Here is a 15757-nt window from a genome sequence, read left to right on the forward strand (position 1 = left end):
AATCGGTGGGGAGCCGCTTCGATACGGTGGGCGGATGGACCAGACCGACCTCCGCGAGGTGCTCTCCCTCGAGGGGCTCCGCCTGCTCGACAGCCTGCCCGAGCCGCGGCCGGGCGACGACGCGGTGCGCATCGTCACCGCGCTGCGCGGCGAGGGCCACTCCCCCGCGCTCGTGAGCGCCGTCCTCACCCAGTCCCGGCTGCGTGCCCGCGCCCGCGCCAAGTTCGGCGAGTTCGCCGGCCGGATGCTCTTCACGGAGGCCGGGCTCGAGCAGGCCACCCGGCTCCCCGTCGCCGCGCAGCACGCCGGGCGCTTCCAGCAGGCGGGCGTGGCGCACGTCGCCGACCTCGGCTGCGGGATCGGCGGGGACGCGATGGCGATGGCGGCCATCGGCATCCGCGTCACGGCCGTCGAGCGCGACGAGGTGACCGCCGCGGTCGCGGGCTGGAACCTCGCGCCCTTCCCCGAGGCGGAGGTCGAGCAGGGCACGGCCGAGGACTTCGACGCCGGACGCGTCGACGGCGTCTACCTGGACCCCGCGCGGCGCACCGACGGGCACTCCTCGACGCGGCGCATCTCGGATCCCGCGGCGTACTCGCCGACGCTGACGCAGGCGTTCGAGCTGGCGGCGGGGCGCCCCGCGGGCATCAAGCTCGGGCCCGGCCTCGACCGCGACCTCATCCCCGAGGAGGCGGAGGCGCAGTGGGTCTCCGTCGACGGGCAGGCGGTGGAGATGGGACTGTGGTTCGGGCCCACGCGCCGCGACGGCGTGCGGCGGGCGGCGCTCGTGATCAGCGGGGCGGCGTCGTCGGAGCTCGTGTCCGCCGCCGACAGCCCCGACGCGGAGCTCGGCGAGCTGGGCGAGCACCTGTACGAGCCCGACGGCGCCGTCATCCGCGCCCGGCTCATCGGCGACCTCGCGCGCTCGCTCGACGGCCGCATGGTCGGCGAGGGCATCGCGTGGATCACCGCCGACCGGGAGCAGGCGACCCCGTTCGCGCGCGGGTTCCGCGTGCGGGAGGTGCTGCCGCTCGACGAGCAGCGGCTGCGGCGCGAGCTCCGGGCACGCGGGATCGGGACGCTGGAGATCAAGAAGCGCGGGGTCGACGTCGACCCGGCCCGGCTGCGCACGCGGCTGCAGCTGAAGGGGGACGCGTCGGCGACGCTCATCGCGACGCGCGTGGGCGGCCGGCGGGTCGCGATCCTCGCGGACCGCCACGGGGCCGTCGCGGGCTGATCCCGGCTCCCCTCCCGGACGCGACGACGCGGCCGCCCCGAGGGGACGACCGCGTCGTGGTGGTGCGGATGGTGCCTGCGTGCCGTACGGGCTACGGGGCCGTCGGGATGGGCGTGCCGTTGATCTCGCCGGTCTGGATCGCCGTGTTCACGAACACCACGACGACCAGCACCACGATGATGCTGACGAGGACGCCCACGATGCCGAGGATGAGGCCGGTGAGCCAGAAGCCCTTGGTGCCGGGGTTGCGCTTGCGCGCGAGGACGCCCGTGATGATCGCCGCGATGCCCACGAAGAACGTGAGGAACCACAGCGGGAGCGACAGCACCACGGAGACGATGCCGAGCACCATCGACGTGATGGCGAGGCCCTTCTTGGGCGCACCGCCCGGGCCGGGCTGGTAGGGCGCCGCGTAGGGCGAGCCCGATCCGGCGGCGGGAGCAGCCGGGTAGGACGGCTGGCCGGGCGCGGGCGGGAAGTCGTCGGAGGAGCGGTCCGGGTTCTGCGGATCGGTCATGGTCGTTCCTTTCGTCCCTGGGAACATACCGTGACATCGCCCCCGCGTTTAGAGGCTCGCTGAAATGTCCCCGGACGGGGGCCCGCCGGACCGGGGCCGGCTCAGCCGACCTGGACGACGGTGACCGGGAGCGTCGAGTCGGCGCCGAAAGCGAGGCCCGACGGCGCGCGCCCCGCCTCGATGAGGCGCGCGCCGAGCGCCGCGATCATCGCGCCGTTGTCGGTGCAGAGCGACAGGGGCGGGATCCGCAGCTCGATGCCCGCCGCCCGGCACCGCTCGGCCGCCACCTCCCGGATCCGCGCGTTGGCGACCACGCCGCCGCCGAGGAGGAGGCGCGGGATGCCGTGGTCGACGCACGCCGCGACGGCCTTGGTGAGGAGGACGTCGACGACGGCCTCGCGGAAGCTCGCGGCGACGTCCGCGACGGGCACGGGCTCGCCGGCGTCCTGGCGCTTCTCGACCCAGCGCGCGACCGCGGTCTTGAGGCCCGAGAAGGAGAAGTCGTAGCGATGGCGCTCCATGTCCTTCGGGAGGCTCAGGCCGCGGGGGAAGCGGATCGCCCGGGGGTCGCCGTCGGCCGCGACCCGGTCGATGTGCGGCCCGCCGGGGTACGGCAGGCCGAGCACGCGCGCGACCTTGTCGAAGGCCTCGCCCGCCGCGTCGTCGATCGTCTCGCCCAGCAGCTCGACGTCGTCGACGAGGTCGCGCACGAGGAGGAGCGAGGTGTGGCCGCCGGAGACGAGGAGCGCGATGCTCGGCGCCTCGAGCGGCCGGCCGGGGCCGCCGTCGACGCTGAGGAGGTCCGCGCCGACGTGGCCCACCAGGTGGTTGACGCCGTGCAGCGGGATCTCGAGCGCCACGGCGAGCGCCTTCGCCGCGCCGACGCCCACCATGAGGGCGCCGGAGAGGCCCGGGCCGGCGGTGACCGCGATCGCGTCGAGCTCGCGGAGGGTGACGCCGGCCTCCTCGAGCGCCGCGTCGATCGCCGGGGTCAGCGCCTCGAGGTGCGCGCGGGCGGCGACCTCGGGGACCACGCCGCCGTAGCGCGCGTGCTCCTCCATCGAGCTCGAGATGACGTTCGCGAGGAGCGTCTGGCCGCGGACGATGCCGATGCCGGTCTCGTCGCAGGAGGTCTCGATGCCGAGCACGAGCGGGCCCGCCGTCTCGTCGCCCTCCTCCTCGGACGCGTCGACCTCGGCGTCGGCGGCGGCGGGGGCGGCCTCGGCGGCCGTGGGCTCCGTGCCGGGGCGCGGCTCGGTCGCGGGATGCGGCTCCGGGCCGAGCGGGGCCCGCATCACGACTGCGTCGACGTCGTCGGGCTGGTAGTAGTGCGGGCGCACGGCGATCGGCTCGAAGCCGAGCGACGCGTACAGCGCCTGGGCGACCGGGTTGTCCGCACGCACCTCGAGCAGGACCTCGCGCGCGCCCCGGCCGTGCGCCTCCGCGAGGAGCCGGGTGAGGAGGGCGCGGCCGATGCCGCGGCCGCGGGCCGACCCGGCGACCGCGATGGTCTGCACGTCGGCGGCATGGAGGCCCCGCGGGCAGGAGAGGCCCGCGTAGCCGAGGACCGCGCCGTCGGACGGGTCGACCGCGACGACGTACCAGCCGTGCGGGGAGACGAGCTCGCCCCGCATGGCGTCCTCCGACCAGGCGTCGCTGACGAACGTGCTCGTCTCGAGGCGCATCAGCGCCGGGAGGTCTGCCAGCGCGGCGGGCCGGAACACCACGCTCACGAGGTCACCCGCTTGGGTCCCGCGGAGACGGTGACGTCGGGTGAGCGGAGGTACAGCGCCTCGTCGGCGGCCTGCGGCAGGTCGAGGGCGTCCATGAGGCGCGCCACCTGCGCGAGGGACGCGGCGCGCACCCCGGCGGCGTCGATGCGGTGGTCGGCCCCGGGCACGTCGTCCGGCCTGCTGAGGCCGGGACCGGCGGTGCGCTCGGCGACGCCGCCGGCCGCGGGCTCGGCGTACACGGACCAGTAGAGCTCGCGGCGACGCGCGTCGGTGACGACCACCAGGGATCCGGTGCCGCCGGCCGCGTAGTGGTCGTGAGCGACGGCGTCGTGGCTGACGACGGGGATGACGCGGACGTCGAGGCCGGTGGCGAGCACGCGGGCCGCGGCGATGCCGACGCGGAGGCCGGTGAACGGGCCGGGGCCCATGCCCGCGACGACCGCGCGGATGTCGCAGCGGTCGACGCCGCACGCGGTGAGGCACTCGTCGAGCAGGGTGCCGATGACCTCGGCGTGCCGCATCGTGTCGGCCTCCTGGCGCTCGGCGAGGACCCGGCCGTCGGGGTCGATGACGGCGACGCCCGTGCCGGCGGAGGTGTCGATCGCGAGGAGCACTGGTCGAGTCTAGGCGCGGGCGCGTGCGCGGAGCCGTCGGACGCGGACGGTGCGGGGCTCCTCGAGGGCGGCGTCGGGATCCGCGGCGTCGTCGTCGCCAGCATCGGGATCCGCGTCCCCGGCTCCCGTCGGCCGCGAGATCCGCAGGTCCCACCACTCGTCGGCGACGCCGTCGAGCTTCCCGTCACCCCACTCGACCACGACGACGGAGCGCGCGAAGTCGATGTCGAGGTCGTCGAGCTCCCGGGCGTCGGCCAGCCGGTAGGCGTCCACGTGCACGAGCGGCGGCCCGTCGACGATGCTGGGGTGGGTGCGGGCGAGCACGAACGTCGGGCTCGTGACGGGCCCCCGCACGCCCAGGCCGTCGCCGAGCCCACGGGTGAAGGTGGTCTTGCCGGCGCCCAGGGGGCCGGACAGGACCACGAGGTCGCCCGCGCCGAGCTCGCGCGCGAAGGCGCGGCCGAGCTCCTCCATGTCGTCCGTCGTGGGGACGGGGACCCGCTCGTCGGAGAGGACCGTCGGAGCGGCGACGCCGGCCGCATCGGCAGCCGGGTCGGACGCCGCGTCGACGGCCGGGTCGGACGCCGCGTCGGCGCGCTCGTGGAGGTGCACGCGGTCGACCCGGGGCCCGACCCGCGTCACGATCTCGTCGCCGATGGTCTCGGCCCAGCCGGCCCACTCCTCGGCGGTGGGCTCGCCGCGGTCGCCGGGGCCCAGGACCACGGCGGTGTCGCCGACCTCGACGGGCAGGTCGCCCACGTCGAGCACGAGCTGGTCCATCGCGATGCGGCCGGCGATCGGGAAGCGGCGGCCGCCCAGCAGCACGGACGCGTGCGGGCCGGCGATGCGCGGGATCCCGTCGCCGTAGCCGAGCGGCACGAGCGCGAGGGTGGACGGGCCCGTGGTGCGGTGGTCGAGCCCGTAGGAGACGCCCTGCCCGGCCTCGACGCGCTTGACGGAGACCACGTCGGCCTCGAGCGTCATCGCCGGGATGAGCCCGAGGTCGCGGCCGGAGCGGTCGTCGAAGGGCGAGATGCCGTAGACCGCGATGCCGAAGCGCACCATGTCGAAGCGCGCGGCGGGCAGGCGGATCCCGGCGGAGCTGGCCGCGAGGTGCTTCTCCACCGGGCGCGCACCCAGCTCCTCGGCGACGCGGACAGCCTCGTGGAAGCGCGCGAGGGCCGCGTCGTCGTCCTTAAGGGAGGCGTCGGCGAGGTGCGACCAGAGCGCGTGCAGGGTCAGCTCCCCCGCCGCGTCGGCGGCGACGGCGGCGCGCACGAGGTCCGGCCACAGCTCCGGTGTGGCGCCGTTGCGGCTGAGCCCCGTGTCGGCCTTGAGGTGCACGCGGGCGCGGATCCCCGTGGCGCGCCCCGCGGCCGCGATGCGCTCCAGCTCCCACAGGGCGGAGACGCCGAGGTCGATGCCCTCCTCGACGGCCACGCGGAAGTCGGTGTCGACGCCGTGCAGCCAGGCCAGGAGGCGGGCCCCGATGCCGGCACGACGGAGCTCGACCGCGGACGCCACGTCGAGCACCGCGAGGCTCTCGGCACCCGACTCGAGGGCGGCGCGCGCCACCTGGAGGGCGCCGTGGCCGTACGCGTCGGCCTTCACGGCGACCATCGTGCGGGCGGGCGCGGCGAGCGCGGCGAGGGTCCGGACGTTGTGGCGGATGGCGTCGAGGTCGATGACGGCGCGACGACCCGGGGCGACGGGGGCCGGGGCGGCCGCGGTGGGCGCCGGCCGGTCGGCGCCGGGTGCGGGCGCCGCGTGCGCGGATCCGGTCATGCGAGGTGCCTCCGGGTCACGCGGCCGGCGACGCGCGTGACGATCTCGTAGCCGATGGTGCCGGTCGCCTCGGCCCACTCCTCCACCGACGGAGCACCCGTCGCCGGATCCCCGAACAGCACGGCGTCGTCGCCCACCGCCACCGCGCGCCCGTCGACGACGCCGTCGCCCACGTCGACCACGAACTGGTCCATGGCGATCCGGCCGCTCACCCGGAAGCGGCCGCCGTGTATCGCGACGGGCGCGCGGTTGCTCGCGAGGCGCGGGACGCCGTCGGCGAAGCCGAGCGAGACGAGGGCGAGGGTCGTCGCGCGGGTGGTGCGGTACGTGTAGCCGTAGGAGACTCCCGTGTCGGCCGGCACGCGCTTGACCGCGACGACGCTGCCGACGAGGGTCATCGCGGGCACCAGGCCGAGCTCGGCCGACGTGACGCCCTCGAGCGGGGAGATGCCGTAGATCCCGATGCCGAGCCGCACCATGTCGAGCCGCGCCTCGGGCACGCGCATCGCTCCGGCGGTCGCCGCGAGGTGCCGGATCCCGGGCTCGAGCCCCGCGGCCCGCACCACGTCGAGCGCCGCGTGGAACGCGCGCACCTGCGCGGAGTCCTCGTCGGCGCCCGCGTTGGCGAGGTGGCTGAACACCCCGCCGAGGCGGACGGAGCCGTCGGCGACGAGCGCGCGCACCTCGGCGACCACGGACGGCCACTCCGCCGTGGTGACGCCGTTCCGGCCGAGTCCCGTGTCGACCTTGAGGTGGACGTCGGCGGGGCGACCCACCCGGCGCGCGGCCTCCCCGGCCTCCCGAACCTGGCGCAGGCTGTTGAGCCCGAGGTCGATGCCGTGCTCGATGGCGGTGTCGAAGTCCGCACCGGGTGCGTGCATCCAGGTGAGGACGGGAGCGTCGATGCCCGCGGCCCGCAGCGCCAGAGCCTCGCGGATGTCGACCACGCCGAGCCGGTCGGCGCCCCCCGCGAGCGCCGCGCGGGCGGACGCGACCGCGCCGTGGCCGTAGCCGTCGGCCTTCACCACGGCCATCACGAGCCGGGCGCCCGTGGCGGCGCGGAGGGTGCGGACGTTCCGGGCGATGGCGCCCGTGTCGATCCGCGCCTCGCGGCGGAGGGCCGCCGGGGCCTGGAGGGTCGCCTCGTCGGTCATGCGCCCTCCCCCTCCGTCACCACGAACGCGGTCGCGAGCCCGGCGTCGTGGCTCATGCTCAGGTGGATCCGCGTCACGCCCCGCGCGCCGGCCACCGCCGCGACGGCCCCGCCGATGCGGAACGACGGGTCGCCGTGCGCGTCGCGGACGACCTCCATGTCCTGCCAGCTGATCCCGCCGGGACCGCCCAGCGCCTTGATGAGCGCCTCCTTCGCGGCGAACCGCGCGGCCAGCGAGCGCACCGGGAGCGAGCGCTCGGCGGGCGCGAACAGGCGCGGCACGAGGCCCGGCGTCCGCCCGGCGCTCCGGGCGAAGCGCGCCACGTCGACCACGTCGACGCCGATGCCCCTGATCACGCGCGCCCGGTCACTCGACGGTGACGGACTTCGCGAGGTTGCGCGGCTGGTCGACGTCGAGGCCCTTCGCGGCCGCGAGCTCCATCGCGAAGATCTGCAGCGGGGTCACGGCGAGCAGGGGCTCGAAGAGCGGCGCGGCGAGCGGGATCGGGATGACCTCGTCCGCGTGCGGCAGGACGAACGCGTCGCCCTGCTCCGCGATCGCGATGACGCGCGCGCCCCGCGCCCGGATCTCCTCGATGTTGGAGATGACCTTCTTGTGCAGCGCCAGCTGGTGCGTGGGGCTCGGGACGATGACGAAAACGGGCTGGCCCGGCTCGATGAGCGCGATGGGCCCGTGCTTCAGCTCGCCCGCGGCGAAGCCCTCCGCGTGGATGTACGCCAGCTCCTTGAGCTTGAGCGCGCCCTCGAGCGCCACCGGGAAGCCCACGTTGCGGCCGAGGAACAGCACGGCGCGCGTGTCCGCCATCCACTTCGCGAGCTGGCGGATGGTCTCGCCCTGCTCGACCACCGTGGCGAGCTTCTCCGGGATCGCGAGGAGCTCCTCCGTGTTCGCGACGATCTCGTCGGCCGACAGCGTGCCGCGGATGCGGGCGAGGTGCAGCCCGAGGAGGTACAGCGCCGCGACCTGCGCGACGAAGGCCTTCGTGGACGCGACCGCGACCTCGGGGCCCGCGTGCGTGTAGACGACGGCCTCCGACTCCCGCGGGATGGTGGCGCCCTGCGTGTTGCAGATGGAGAGCACGCGCGCGCCGGCCTCGCGCGCGAAGCGCACGGCGAGCAGCGTGTCCATGGTCTCGCCGGACTGGCTGATCGAGACGACGAGCGTCCGCGAGTCGAGCACGGGATCCCGGTAGCGGAACTCGTGCGCGAGCTCCACCTCGACCGGCACGCGCGCCCACTTCTCGACGGCGTACTTGCCGAGGATGCCGGAGTAGGCCGCCGTGCCGCACGCCACGATGACGATGCGCTGGATGTCCGCCAGGTCGGCCTCGCCGATCGCGTCGAGGTCGGGCAGCACGACGACGCCGTCGACGATGCGGCCGCGCAGCGTGTTCGCCACGGCGTCCGGTCCCTCGCTGATCTCCTTCGCCATGAAGCTCGACCAGCCGCCCTTCTCGCTGGCCGACGCGTCCCAGGCGATCTCGAACTCGTGCGTCTCCACGGGCGCGCCGTGGAAGTCGGTGACGGTGACCGAGTCGGGGCGGATCGCGACCATCTGGTCCTGCCCGATGGCGACCGCACGACGCGTGAACTCCACGAAGGCGGCGACGTCGGACCCGAGGAAGTTCTCGCCCTCGCCGAGCCCGATCACGAGCGGGGAGTTGCGGCGGGCGCCGACCACCAGGCCGGGCTGGTCGCGGTGCACGGCGAGGAGCGTGAACGCGCCCTCGAGGCGGCTCACGGTGTTGCGGAACGCCTGCTCGAGGTCGTGCGTGATGCCGTACTCGCGGCCGAGGAGACGGGCGGCGACCTCGGTGTCGGTGTCGCTCTCGAAGGTGTAGCCGTCCGCGAGGAGGTCGTCCTTGAGCTCCGCGAAGTTCTCGATGATGCCGTTGTGGATGAGGGCGAGCCTGCCGTCGTCGCCCAGGTGCGGGTGCGCGTTGCGGTCGGTCGGGCCGCCGTGCGTGGCCCAGCGGGTGTGGCCGATGCCGGTGGACCCGTCCGGGAGCGGCGACGCCTCCAGGTCCTCCAGCAGGCGGTCGAGCTTGCCGGCGCGCTTGCGGACGCCGAGCGTCCCGTCCTCGTCGAGGATGGCCACGCCCGCGGAGTCGTATCCGCGGTACTCCAGCCTCCGCAGCCCTCCGAGGAGGACCTCGAGGCTCCTGGCCCCACCGACGTATCCCACGATTCCGCACATGGGGCAGGAGTTTACCGTCGCGGGTCGGGGATCCCCTGCGCGGCCGTGCGCCGGGCGCGCCCCGGTGGTCCCACCGGCGGTCGCCTGCCCGCCGCCCGGTCGCCGCCGCGGACCGGCCGTAGGATGAGGGGCCATGCCAGACACCGCGACGGGACACTCGACGAGCCACGGCAGCGTCTCCCCGTTCGTGGAGATCGCCCGCGCCGACTGGGCGGCCCTCGCCCCCGCCACGCACCTGCCCCTCCGGGAGACGGAGCTCGTGCAGCTGCGGGGCATCGGCGACCGGCTCGACATGCGCGAGGTGGGCGACGTCTACCTCCCCCTCAGCCGGCTGCTGAACCTCTACGTGTCGGGCACCAAGAAGCTGCACCGCGAGACCAGCGCGTTCCTCGGCGAGCGGGCGAAGAGCACGCCGTTCGTCATCGGGGTCGCGGGATCCGTCGCCGTCGGCAAGTCGACCGTGGCCCGGCTCCTCCGCGAGATGCTGGCGCGCTGGGAGGACACCCCGCGCGTCGAGCTGGTGACCACCGACGGCTTCCTCCACCCGAACGCCGAGCTCGAGCGCCGCGGCCTGATGGAGCGGAAGGGCTTCCCCGAGTCGTACGACCGGAGGGCGCTCCTGCGCTTCGTCACGCAGGTGAAGAGCGGCGTCCCCGAGGTGCGCGCGCCCTTCTACTCGCACCTCGCCTACGACATCGTCCCGGGAGCGGAGGTCGTTGTCCGGCAGCCGGACGTGCTCATCATCGAGGGCCTCAACGTCCTGCAGCCCGCGGCGTCCGGCGCGAAGCTCGCGGTGAGCGACCTCTTCGACTTCTCCATCTACGTCGACGCGCGCACGCACGACATCGCCCAGTGGTACGAGGAGCGGTTCCTGAGCCTCCAGCGCGGCGCGTTCAGCAACCCGCGCTCGTACTTCCACCGCTACGCGGAGCTCAGCCCGGCCGAGGCGGCGGAGCGCGCGCGACGCATCTGGTCGACCATCAACGAGCCGAACCTCGAGCAGAACATCCGTCCCACGCGATCGCGGGCGACGCTGGTGCTGCGGAAGGACGCCGACCACTCGGTCGCGAACGTCCTGCTGCGGAAGCTCTGACGGAACGGGCGGCGAGCCGGGTCGGCCCCCGCGGCGGGCGTGGGACGAGCCCGGCGCCGGGCTAGATCGCGAGGCGCTCGGTGACGAGGGCGGCCAGCTCGCCGGCGTGGCGCTCGGCGGTCGCCTGGTCGGCGGCCTCGACCATGACCCGGATCATCGGCTCGGTGCCCGAGGCGCGCATGAGGATGCGTCCCGTGTCGCCGAGCTCGGCCTCCGCGCGCGCGACCGCGGCGTTCAGCTCCGCGTCGTCCCCCACGCGCTCGCGGTCGACGCCGCGGACGTTGATCATCACCTGCGGGTAGACGGTCATGACCGATGCGAGCTCGCGCAGGCTCCGGCCGGTGGCGGCCATCTCGCCGAGGATCTGGATGCCCGTGAGGATCCCGTCGCCGGTGGTGGCGTGCTCCGCGATGATGAGGTGACCGGACTGCTCGCCGCCGAGGGAGTAGCCGCCCTCGTTCATGGCCTCGAGCACGTAGCGGTCGCCCACGCGCGTCTGCAGCACGGTGATGTCGTTCTCGGCCATCGCGATGCGGAGGCCGAGGTTGCTCATGACGGTCGCCACGAGCGTGCGCTCCGCCAGCAGGCCGCGGCGGGCCATGGAGAGCGCGAGGACCGCCATGATCTGGTCGCCGTCGATGAGGGCGCCCGTGTGGTCGACCGCGAGGCACCGGTCGGCGTCGCCGTCGTGCGCGATGCCCACGTCGGCGCCGTGCGCGAGGACGGCCTCGGCGAGGAGGTCGAGATGGGTGGAGCCGACGCCGTCGTTGATGTTCATGCCGTCGGGGTCGTTGCCGATGACGGTGACGCGCGCGCCGGCGTCGGTGAGGACCTCCGGGCTGATGCCCGCCGCCGCGCCGTGGGCGCAGTCGAGGACCACGTGGATGCCGTCGAGCCGGTGCTGCAGCGTGCCGAGCAGGTGGAGGACGTAGCGGTCCTCGGCGTCCGCGAAGCGGCGGATGCGGCCGACGTCGGCTCCCGTGGGGAGCAGGACGGGCTGGCTCAGCTGCGCCTCGATGCGGTCCTCGAGCTCGTCGGCGAGCTTCCGTCCGCCGGCGGCGAAGATCTTGATCCCGTTGTCGGGAGCGGGGTTGTGCGACGCGGAGATCATGACGCCGAAGTCGGCGTCGATGTCCGCGATGAGGTAGGCCGTGGCCGGCGTCGGGATGACCCCGGCGTCGAACACGTCGACGCCGGAGCTCGCGAGGCCGGCGGCCACGGCCGCCGCGATGAACTCGCCGGAGACGCGGGGGTCCCGGGCGACGACCGCGGTGGGTCGTTGCCCGGAGTCCCGTGCGTCCTGGCCGAGCACGTGCGCGGCGGCCTGGGCCAGGCGCAGGGCGAGGTCCGCGGTGATGACCTCGCCGTTGGCGAGACCGCGGACGCCGTCCGTGCCGAAGAGCCGGGGCATGGCTGCCGGTGTGCCCGAGCGCCTTAGCGCTTCGAGAACTGGGGCGCCTTGCGGGCCTTCTTGAGTCCGGCCTTCTTGCGCTCCTTGACGCGCGCGTCGCGGCTGAGGAAGCCGTTCTTCTTCAGCGTGGCGCGGTTGTTCTCCTCGTCGATCTCGTTGAGGGCGCGGGCGATGCCGAGGCGCAGGGCGCCGGCCTGGCCGGAGGGGCCGCCGCCGGAGATGCGCGCGACGACGTCGTAGCTGCCGAGGAGGTCGAGCACCTTGAACGGGTCGTTCACGAGCTGCTGGTGCAGCTTGTTGGGGAAGTAGTCCGCGAACTCACGGCCGTTGACCGTGATGCTGCCGGAGCCGGGGACGAGGCGCACGCGGGCGATGGCCTGCTTGCGTCGTCCGACGGCGCCGCCGGACACGTTGAGGACCGCGCGGGGGGCCTTGGGGGCCTCCTCGTTCGGGGTCTCGGTCGAGAAGCTCTCGGGAGCCACGTCGAGGGAGTCTGAGATCTGAGCCACTGGGTTCGATTCCTTCTGAGGTCTTTGGTCGTCGCTGTCGGCAGCCGGAGCTACTGAGCGACCTGGCCGAGGGTGTACGGGGTGGGCTGCTGAGCAGCGTGGGGGTGCTCGGGGCCCGCGTAGACCTTGAGCTTCTTCAGCTGCGCCGCACCCAGCGAGTTCTTCGGCAGCATGCCGCGGATGGCCTTCTCGACCGCGCGCGTGGGGTGCTTCTCGAGCATCTCGACGTAGGTGGTGGCCGTGAGGCCGCCCGGGTAGCCGGAGTGGCGGTAGGCCAGCTTCTTCTCGAGCTTCTGGCCCGTGAGCGCCACCTTCTCGGCGTTGACGATGATCACGAAGTCGCCCATGTCCATGTGGGGGGCGAACGTGGCCTTGTGCTTGCCGCGCAGGAGCGCGGCGGCGTGGCTGGCGAGACGGCCGAGGACGATGTCCGTGGCGTCGATGACGACCCAGTCGTGCTGGACCTCACTGGCCTTGGGGAATAGGTGCGCGTCATTGATCTGACTGCCTTCTTTTCGAGGTGAGATGGTCGTGGATCCCGCTCCGTGGGCGTTCTGACGAGAACGCATCCGGTGGAGGGCTCAACCTTGTACGTCGCCGCACGCAGGCGTGCAGACAACCGGTTCAGAGTACGCGATCCGGGGCCGTCAGGCAATCCCGGGCGTGTCGGCGCCACGGGCGAGCACCCGCGCGGCCGCCTGCGCGCCCTCCGCGGCGGGATCCACCTCGTGGTCCGACCGCCGGGCGCGGGTCACCTCGTTCCGCGCCGCGAGGTCGGCGTCGGCGGGGTATCCCACCCGCTCGAGCACGAGGCCGCGCGCCGGCATGACGGTGAACTCGCTCGTCCGCTCCCGCATGTCCAGCAGCTCGCGCAGCCGCGGGATGCCGACGCGGCCGCCCGCGGCCGCGACGCAGGCGCCCACGAGGGCCCTGACCATGCTGTGGCAGAACGCGTCCGCGCGCACGACCGCCTCGAGCGCGCCGTCGGTGGCCCGCGACCACGTCATCTCCTGCAGCGTGCGGATCGTGGACGCCCCCGCCCGCGGCTTGCAGTAGGCGGCGAAGTCGTGGAGGCCGAGGAGCGCGTCAGCGGCGTGCTGCAGCAGCGCCTCGTCGAGGGCCGCGGGCACCTCGACCGTGCGGTGCCGCTGCAGCGGGTCGCGCGGGCCCGTGGCGTCGGAGATCCGGTACCGGTAGGCCCGCCACGTCGCGGAGAAGCGCGCATCGAAGCCGTCCGGCGCGCGCACCCCGGAGAGCACCACCACGTCGGACCGGGTCCCGAGCACGCCGCCCAGGCGACGGGCCAGCGCGGAGGCCGCGCGGTCGGCGGACGGGACGTGCGGCAGCGGCTCCCCCGCCTCGGCGGCGGCGCGGCCGCGCGGCGGACGGTCGAGCGCCGCGATCTGCGCATCCGTCAGGTCGACGTGGACGACCTGCCCGGTGGCGTGCACCCCCGCGTCCGTCCGTCCGGCGACGACCAGCGTCGGCGCGGGCGGCGTGCGGACGAGGAGCTGCGCGAGCGCGTCCTCGAGCGTGCCCTGCACGGTCCGGAGGCCCGGCTGCTTGGCCCAGCCGGCGAATCCGGTGCCGTCGTAGGCGACGTCGAGGCGCAGGCGGGTGACCGCCGGGCGGCCCGCCGCGGCCGCATCGTCGGTCATCGTGCGGCGGATCCCCGGGGAGGCGTCATGCCGACCTCGCGCTCCTGCACCACGGTGCGGCTCGACGCGGTGAACCCCAGGTGCTCGTACAGGTCGAGCGCGCCCGTGGGGCTGTCGGAGTCGACGTCGAGGACCGCCCGGTCGAGCCCCTCCGCCCGGAACGCCGCGAGCGCCGCGGACAGCAGCGCCTGGGCGAGGCGGCGGCCGCGGAACTCGCGGCGGACGCCGACGAGCGCGAGGTAGGCGGACGAGTAGCCCGCGGCCTCCCAGTTGTCGGGCGAGACCTCGGTCATCGCGAAGCCGGCCACCTGCGCGTCCGCGCCGTCGCCCGTGACAGCGATGACGGAGAGGTCGTCGCGCGCGGTCGGCAGGGACAGGAAGGCGTCCCAGCGCTCGGCGCTCACCGGCTCGGAGCCCCAGTGGTCGCGGAAGACGTCGTTCTTGGCGAGCCGCGTGCGCTCCCACCACTCCCGCGAGACGGGGATGAGCCGGAGGCCCTCGGGCGCCGGCACCTCGGGCAGCTCGGTGGCGAGGTCGCGGTGCATCTCGATGAAGTAGCGGCTGGGCGTGAACCCGCGGGACGCCACGAGCGCGGTCGCCCCGGCCAGGTCGTCCGGGAACTCGACGCCCATGCGCGTGGGGACGGGACCCTCCACGTGGTCCGCCGGCTGCGCGACCTGCAGGGCCTGGGTGGCCCGCGCCACCTGCCAGTCGAGCAGGCGCGCGCCGATGCCGCGGCGTCGGAGGTCGGGGCGGACGCCGCCGGGGAGGTGCGCGCGGACGACGCTCTCGTCGTCCGGCTTGACGATGGCGGAGCCCTCGGCGGCCAGGCGCCCGTCCGCGTCGACGGCCACGACGGCGTCCCGCGCGAGGTCGACGTAGGAGAAGCCCAACGACATCGCCACCTCCTCGCGGGAGGCGCGATGGTCCGGGTGGTCGGCGTCCGCGATGAGGCCGTCGAGCTCGACCAGCGCGTCGACGTCGTCGGGCGTCGTCGCCCGCCAGGTGATCCCCTCCGGCCCCTCGGGGAGCGGGATCGGCGCGGTGGAGGGGAGGTCGTCCGGCGTGGTCGCGGTGCGGTCGGTCATGGCCCCAGGCTACCGGGGCCCGCCTCGACCCCTCCCGGGCGGCGGCGCACCTGCGCGGCAGGGGCACCGCCCGCACAGCGCCTCCCGGCCCCGGGCGCACGAGAGCCCCCATCGCGCAGGGCGGCGGGGGCTCTCGGGGTGGTGCGACGGGCGGTCCTACTTGTCGGACTTCTCCGCGGCGTCGGCCTCGACCTCGGCGGCGGCCTCGTCGGTCGTCTCCGCGGGCGTGGCGTCGGTGTGCTCGACGGCGTCGGTCTCCTCGACGGGCACCTCGGCGGCGGACTCCTCGGTCTCCGCCTCGGCGACCGGGGCCGCAGCGGCCGGAGCCGTCGTGGTCGCGGTGCGCGAGGAGCGGACCTTCGGGGTCACGGGCTCGAGCACGAGCTCGATCTGCACCATGGGGGCGTTGTCGCCCTTGCGGAAGCCGAGCTTGGTGATGCGGGTGTAGCCGCCCTCGCGCTCGGCGACGAGCGGCGCGATCTCCGTGAAGAGCTCGTGGACGACGCTCTTCGAGGGGATGATCCCCATGACGCGGCGGCGGGCGTGCAGGTCGCCGCGCTTGGCGAACGTCACGAGGCGCTCGGCCACGGGACGCAGGCGCTTGGCCTTCGTCTCGGTCGTCTTGATGGACTTGTGCTCGAACAGGCTCTGTGCCAGGTTCGCGAGCATGAGGCGCTCGTGCGCCGGTCCGCCTCCGAGGCGGGGACCCTTGGTGGGCTTGGGCATGGTCTTGTCTCCGTA

Annotated in this window: 14 protein-coding genes and 1 pseudogene; 2 read left to right on the forward strand and 13 right to left on the reverse strand. The window is 74.5% G+C overall.

The window, feature by feature from the left end:
* Nucleotides 1-34 precede the first annotated feature (34 nt).
* On the forward strand, nucleotides 35-1237 hold the full coding sequence (locus tag ACZ411_RS08815; RefSeq protein WP_464169978.1) for a class I SAM-dependent methyltransferase: 1203 nt from the start codon (nucleotides 35-37) through the stop codon (nucleotides 1235-1237).
* 91 nt (nucleotides 1238-1328) lie between these two features.
* Here the strand turns inward: ACZ411_RS08815 and ACZ411_RS08820 are convergent, their stop codons facing one another.
* From ACZ411_RS08820 to glmS, 7 genes are all read right to left on the reverse strand, one after another.
* A complete protein-coding gene (locus ACZ411_RS08820) occupies nucleotides 1329-1754 on the reverse strand; it encodes a DUF4190 domain-containing protein (RefSeq protein WP_094116565.1) in 426 nt (141 codons plus the stop codon).
* Nucleotides 1755-1855: 101 nt separating this feature from the next.
* Nucleotides 1856-3487, reverse strand: coding sequence for a tRNA (adenosine(37)-N6)-threonylcarbamoyltransferase complex transferase subunit TsaD (gene tsaD / locus ACZ411_RS08825; RefSeq protein ID WP_464169980.1), 1632 nt, complete (start codon nucleotides 3485-3487; stop codon nucleotides 1856-1858).
* A complete protein-coding gene (gene tsaB, locus ACZ411_RS08830; RefSeq protein ID WP_094116567.1) occupies nucleotides 3484-4101 on the reverse strand; it encodes a tRNA (adenosine(37)-N6)-threonylcarbamoyltransferase complex dimerization subunit type 1 TsaB in 618 nt (205 codons plus the stop codon). Before tsaB ends, tsaD begins: the two co-directional genes overlap by 4 nt.
* 9 nt (nucleotides 4102-4110) lie before the next feature.
* Nucleotides 4111-5886: an alanine racemase gene (gene alr, locus ACZ411_RS08835; RefSeq protein WP_464169983.1), complete on the reverse strand. Its 1776-nt coding sequence runs from the start codon at nucleotides 5884-5886 to the stop codon at nucleotides 4111-4113.
* On the reverse strand, nucleotides 5883-7040 hold the full coding sequence (alr, locus tag ACZ411_RS08840; protein ID WP_464169985.1) for an alanine racemase: 1158 nt from the start codon (nucleotides 7038-7040) through the stop codon (nucleotides 5883-5885). Before alr (ACZ411_RS08840) ends, alr (ACZ411_RS08835) begins: the two co-directional genes overlap by 4 nt.
* A complete protein-coding gene (locus ACZ411_RS08845; protein ID WP_094116569.1) occupies nucleotides 7037-7396 on the reverse strand; it encodes a holo-ACP synthase in 360 nt (119 codons plus the stop codon). Before ACZ411_RS08845 ends, alr (ACZ411_RS08840) begins: the two co-directional genes overlap by 4 nt.
* Before the next feature lie 10 nt (nucleotides 7397-7406).
* A complete protein-coding gene (glmS, locus tag ACZ411_RS08850; protein WP_094116570.1) occupies nucleotides 7407-9257 on the reverse strand; it encodes a glutamine--fructose-6-phosphate transaminase (isomerizing) in 1851 nt (616 codons plus the stop codon).
* Between the two features lie 133 nt (nucleotides 9258-9390).
* Between glmS and coaA the strand changes: the two genes are divergently transcribed.
* A complete protein-coding gene (coaA, locus tag ACZ411_RS08855; RefSeq protein ID WP_464169989.1) occupies nucleotides 9391-10350 on the forward strand; it encodes a type I pantothenate kinase in 960 nt (319 codons plus the stop codon).
* Between the two features lie 61 nt (nucleotides 10351-10411).
* Here coaA and glmM read toward each other — a convergent pair whose 3' ends face one another.
* The 6 genes and pseudogenes from glmM to rplQ form a co-directional block, all read right to left on the reverse strand.
* Entirely contained in the window at nucleotides 10412-11761 is a 1350-nt protein-coding gene (gene glmM, locus ACZ411_RS08860; protein ID WP_464169991.1) for a phosphoglucosamine mutase, read from the reverse strand.
* Nucleotides 11762-11784: 23 nt separating this feature from the next.
* On the reverse strand, nucleotides 11785-12270 hold the full coding sequence (gene rpsI, locus ACZ411_RS08865; protein WP_043668864.1) for a 30S ribosomal protein S9: 486 nt from the start codon (nucleotides 12268-12270) through the stop codon (nucleotides 11785-11787).
* 50 nt (nucleotides 12271-12320) lie between these two features.
* Nucleotides 12321-12766 (reverse strand): annotated as a pseudogene (gene rplM, locus ACZ411_RS08870) (50S ribosomal protein L13).
* A gap of 151 nt (nucleotides 12767-12917) precedes the next feature.
* Entirely contained in the window at nucleotides 12918-13928 is a 1011-nt protein-coding gene (locus tag ACZ411_RS08875) for a tRNA pseudouridine synthase A (RefSeq protein ID WP_464169996.1), read from the reverse strand.
* Nucleotides 13925-15016 (reverse strand): GNAT family N-acetyltransferase, encoded by a 1092-nt coding sequence (locus ACZ411_RS08880; protein ID WP_104289935.1) that lies wholly within the window; start codon nucleotides 15014-15016, stop codon nucleotides 13925-13927. Before ACZ411_RS08880 ends, ACZ411_RS08875 begins: the two co-directional genes overlap by 4 nt.
* 156 nt (nucleotides 15017-15172) lie before the next feature.
* A complete protein-coding gene (gene rplQ / locus ACZ411_RS08885) occupies nucleotides 15173-15742 on the reverse strand; it encodes a 50S ribosomal protein L17 (RefSeq protein ID WP_464169999.1) in 570 nt (189 codons plus the stop codon).
* Between the last annotated feature and the right edge of the window lie 15 nt (nucleotides 15743-15757).

The organism is Clavibacter sp. AC415 (assembly GCF_979252985.1).

Coding starts and splice junctions, on each gene's coding strand:
- ACZ411_RS08815 (WP_464169978.1), top strand. CDS start 35: ATGGACCAGACCGACCTCCGCGAGGTGCTCTCCCTCGAGGGGCTCCGC.
- ACZ411_RS08820 (WP_094116565.1), bottom strand. CDS start 1,754: ATGACCGATCCGCAGAACCCGGACCGCTCCTCCGACGACTTCCCGCCC.
- alr (WP_464169983.1), bottom strand. CDS start 5,886: ATGACCGGATCCGCGCACGCGGCGCCCGCACCCGGCGCCGACCGGCCG.
- alr (WP_464169985.1), bottom strand. CDS start 7,040: ATGACCGACGAGGCGACCCTCCAGGCCCCGGCGGCCCTCCGCCGCGAG.
- glmS (WP_094116570.1), bottom strand. CDS start 9,257: ATGTGCGGAATCGTGGGATACGTCGGTGGGGCCAGGAGCCTCGAGGTC.
- coaA (WP_464169989.1), top strand. CDS start 9,391: ATGCCAGACACCGCGACGGGACACTCGACGAGCCACGGCAGCGTCTCC.
- glmM (WP_464169991.1), bottom strand. CDS start 11,761: ATGCCCCGGCTCTTCGGCACGGACGGCGTCCGCGGTCTCGCCAACGGC.
- ACZ411_RS08875 (WP_464169996.1), bottom strand. CDS start 13,928: ATGACCGACGATGCGGCCGCGGCGGGCCGCCCGGCGGTCACCCGCCTG.
- ACZ411_RS08880 (WP_104289935.1), bottom strand. CDS start 15,016: ATGACCGACCGCACCGCGACCACGCCGGACGACCTCCCCTCCACCGCG.
- rplQ (WP_464169999.1), bottom strand. CDS start 15,742: ATGCCCAAGCCCACCAAGGGTCCCCGCCTCGGAGGCGGACCGGCGCAC.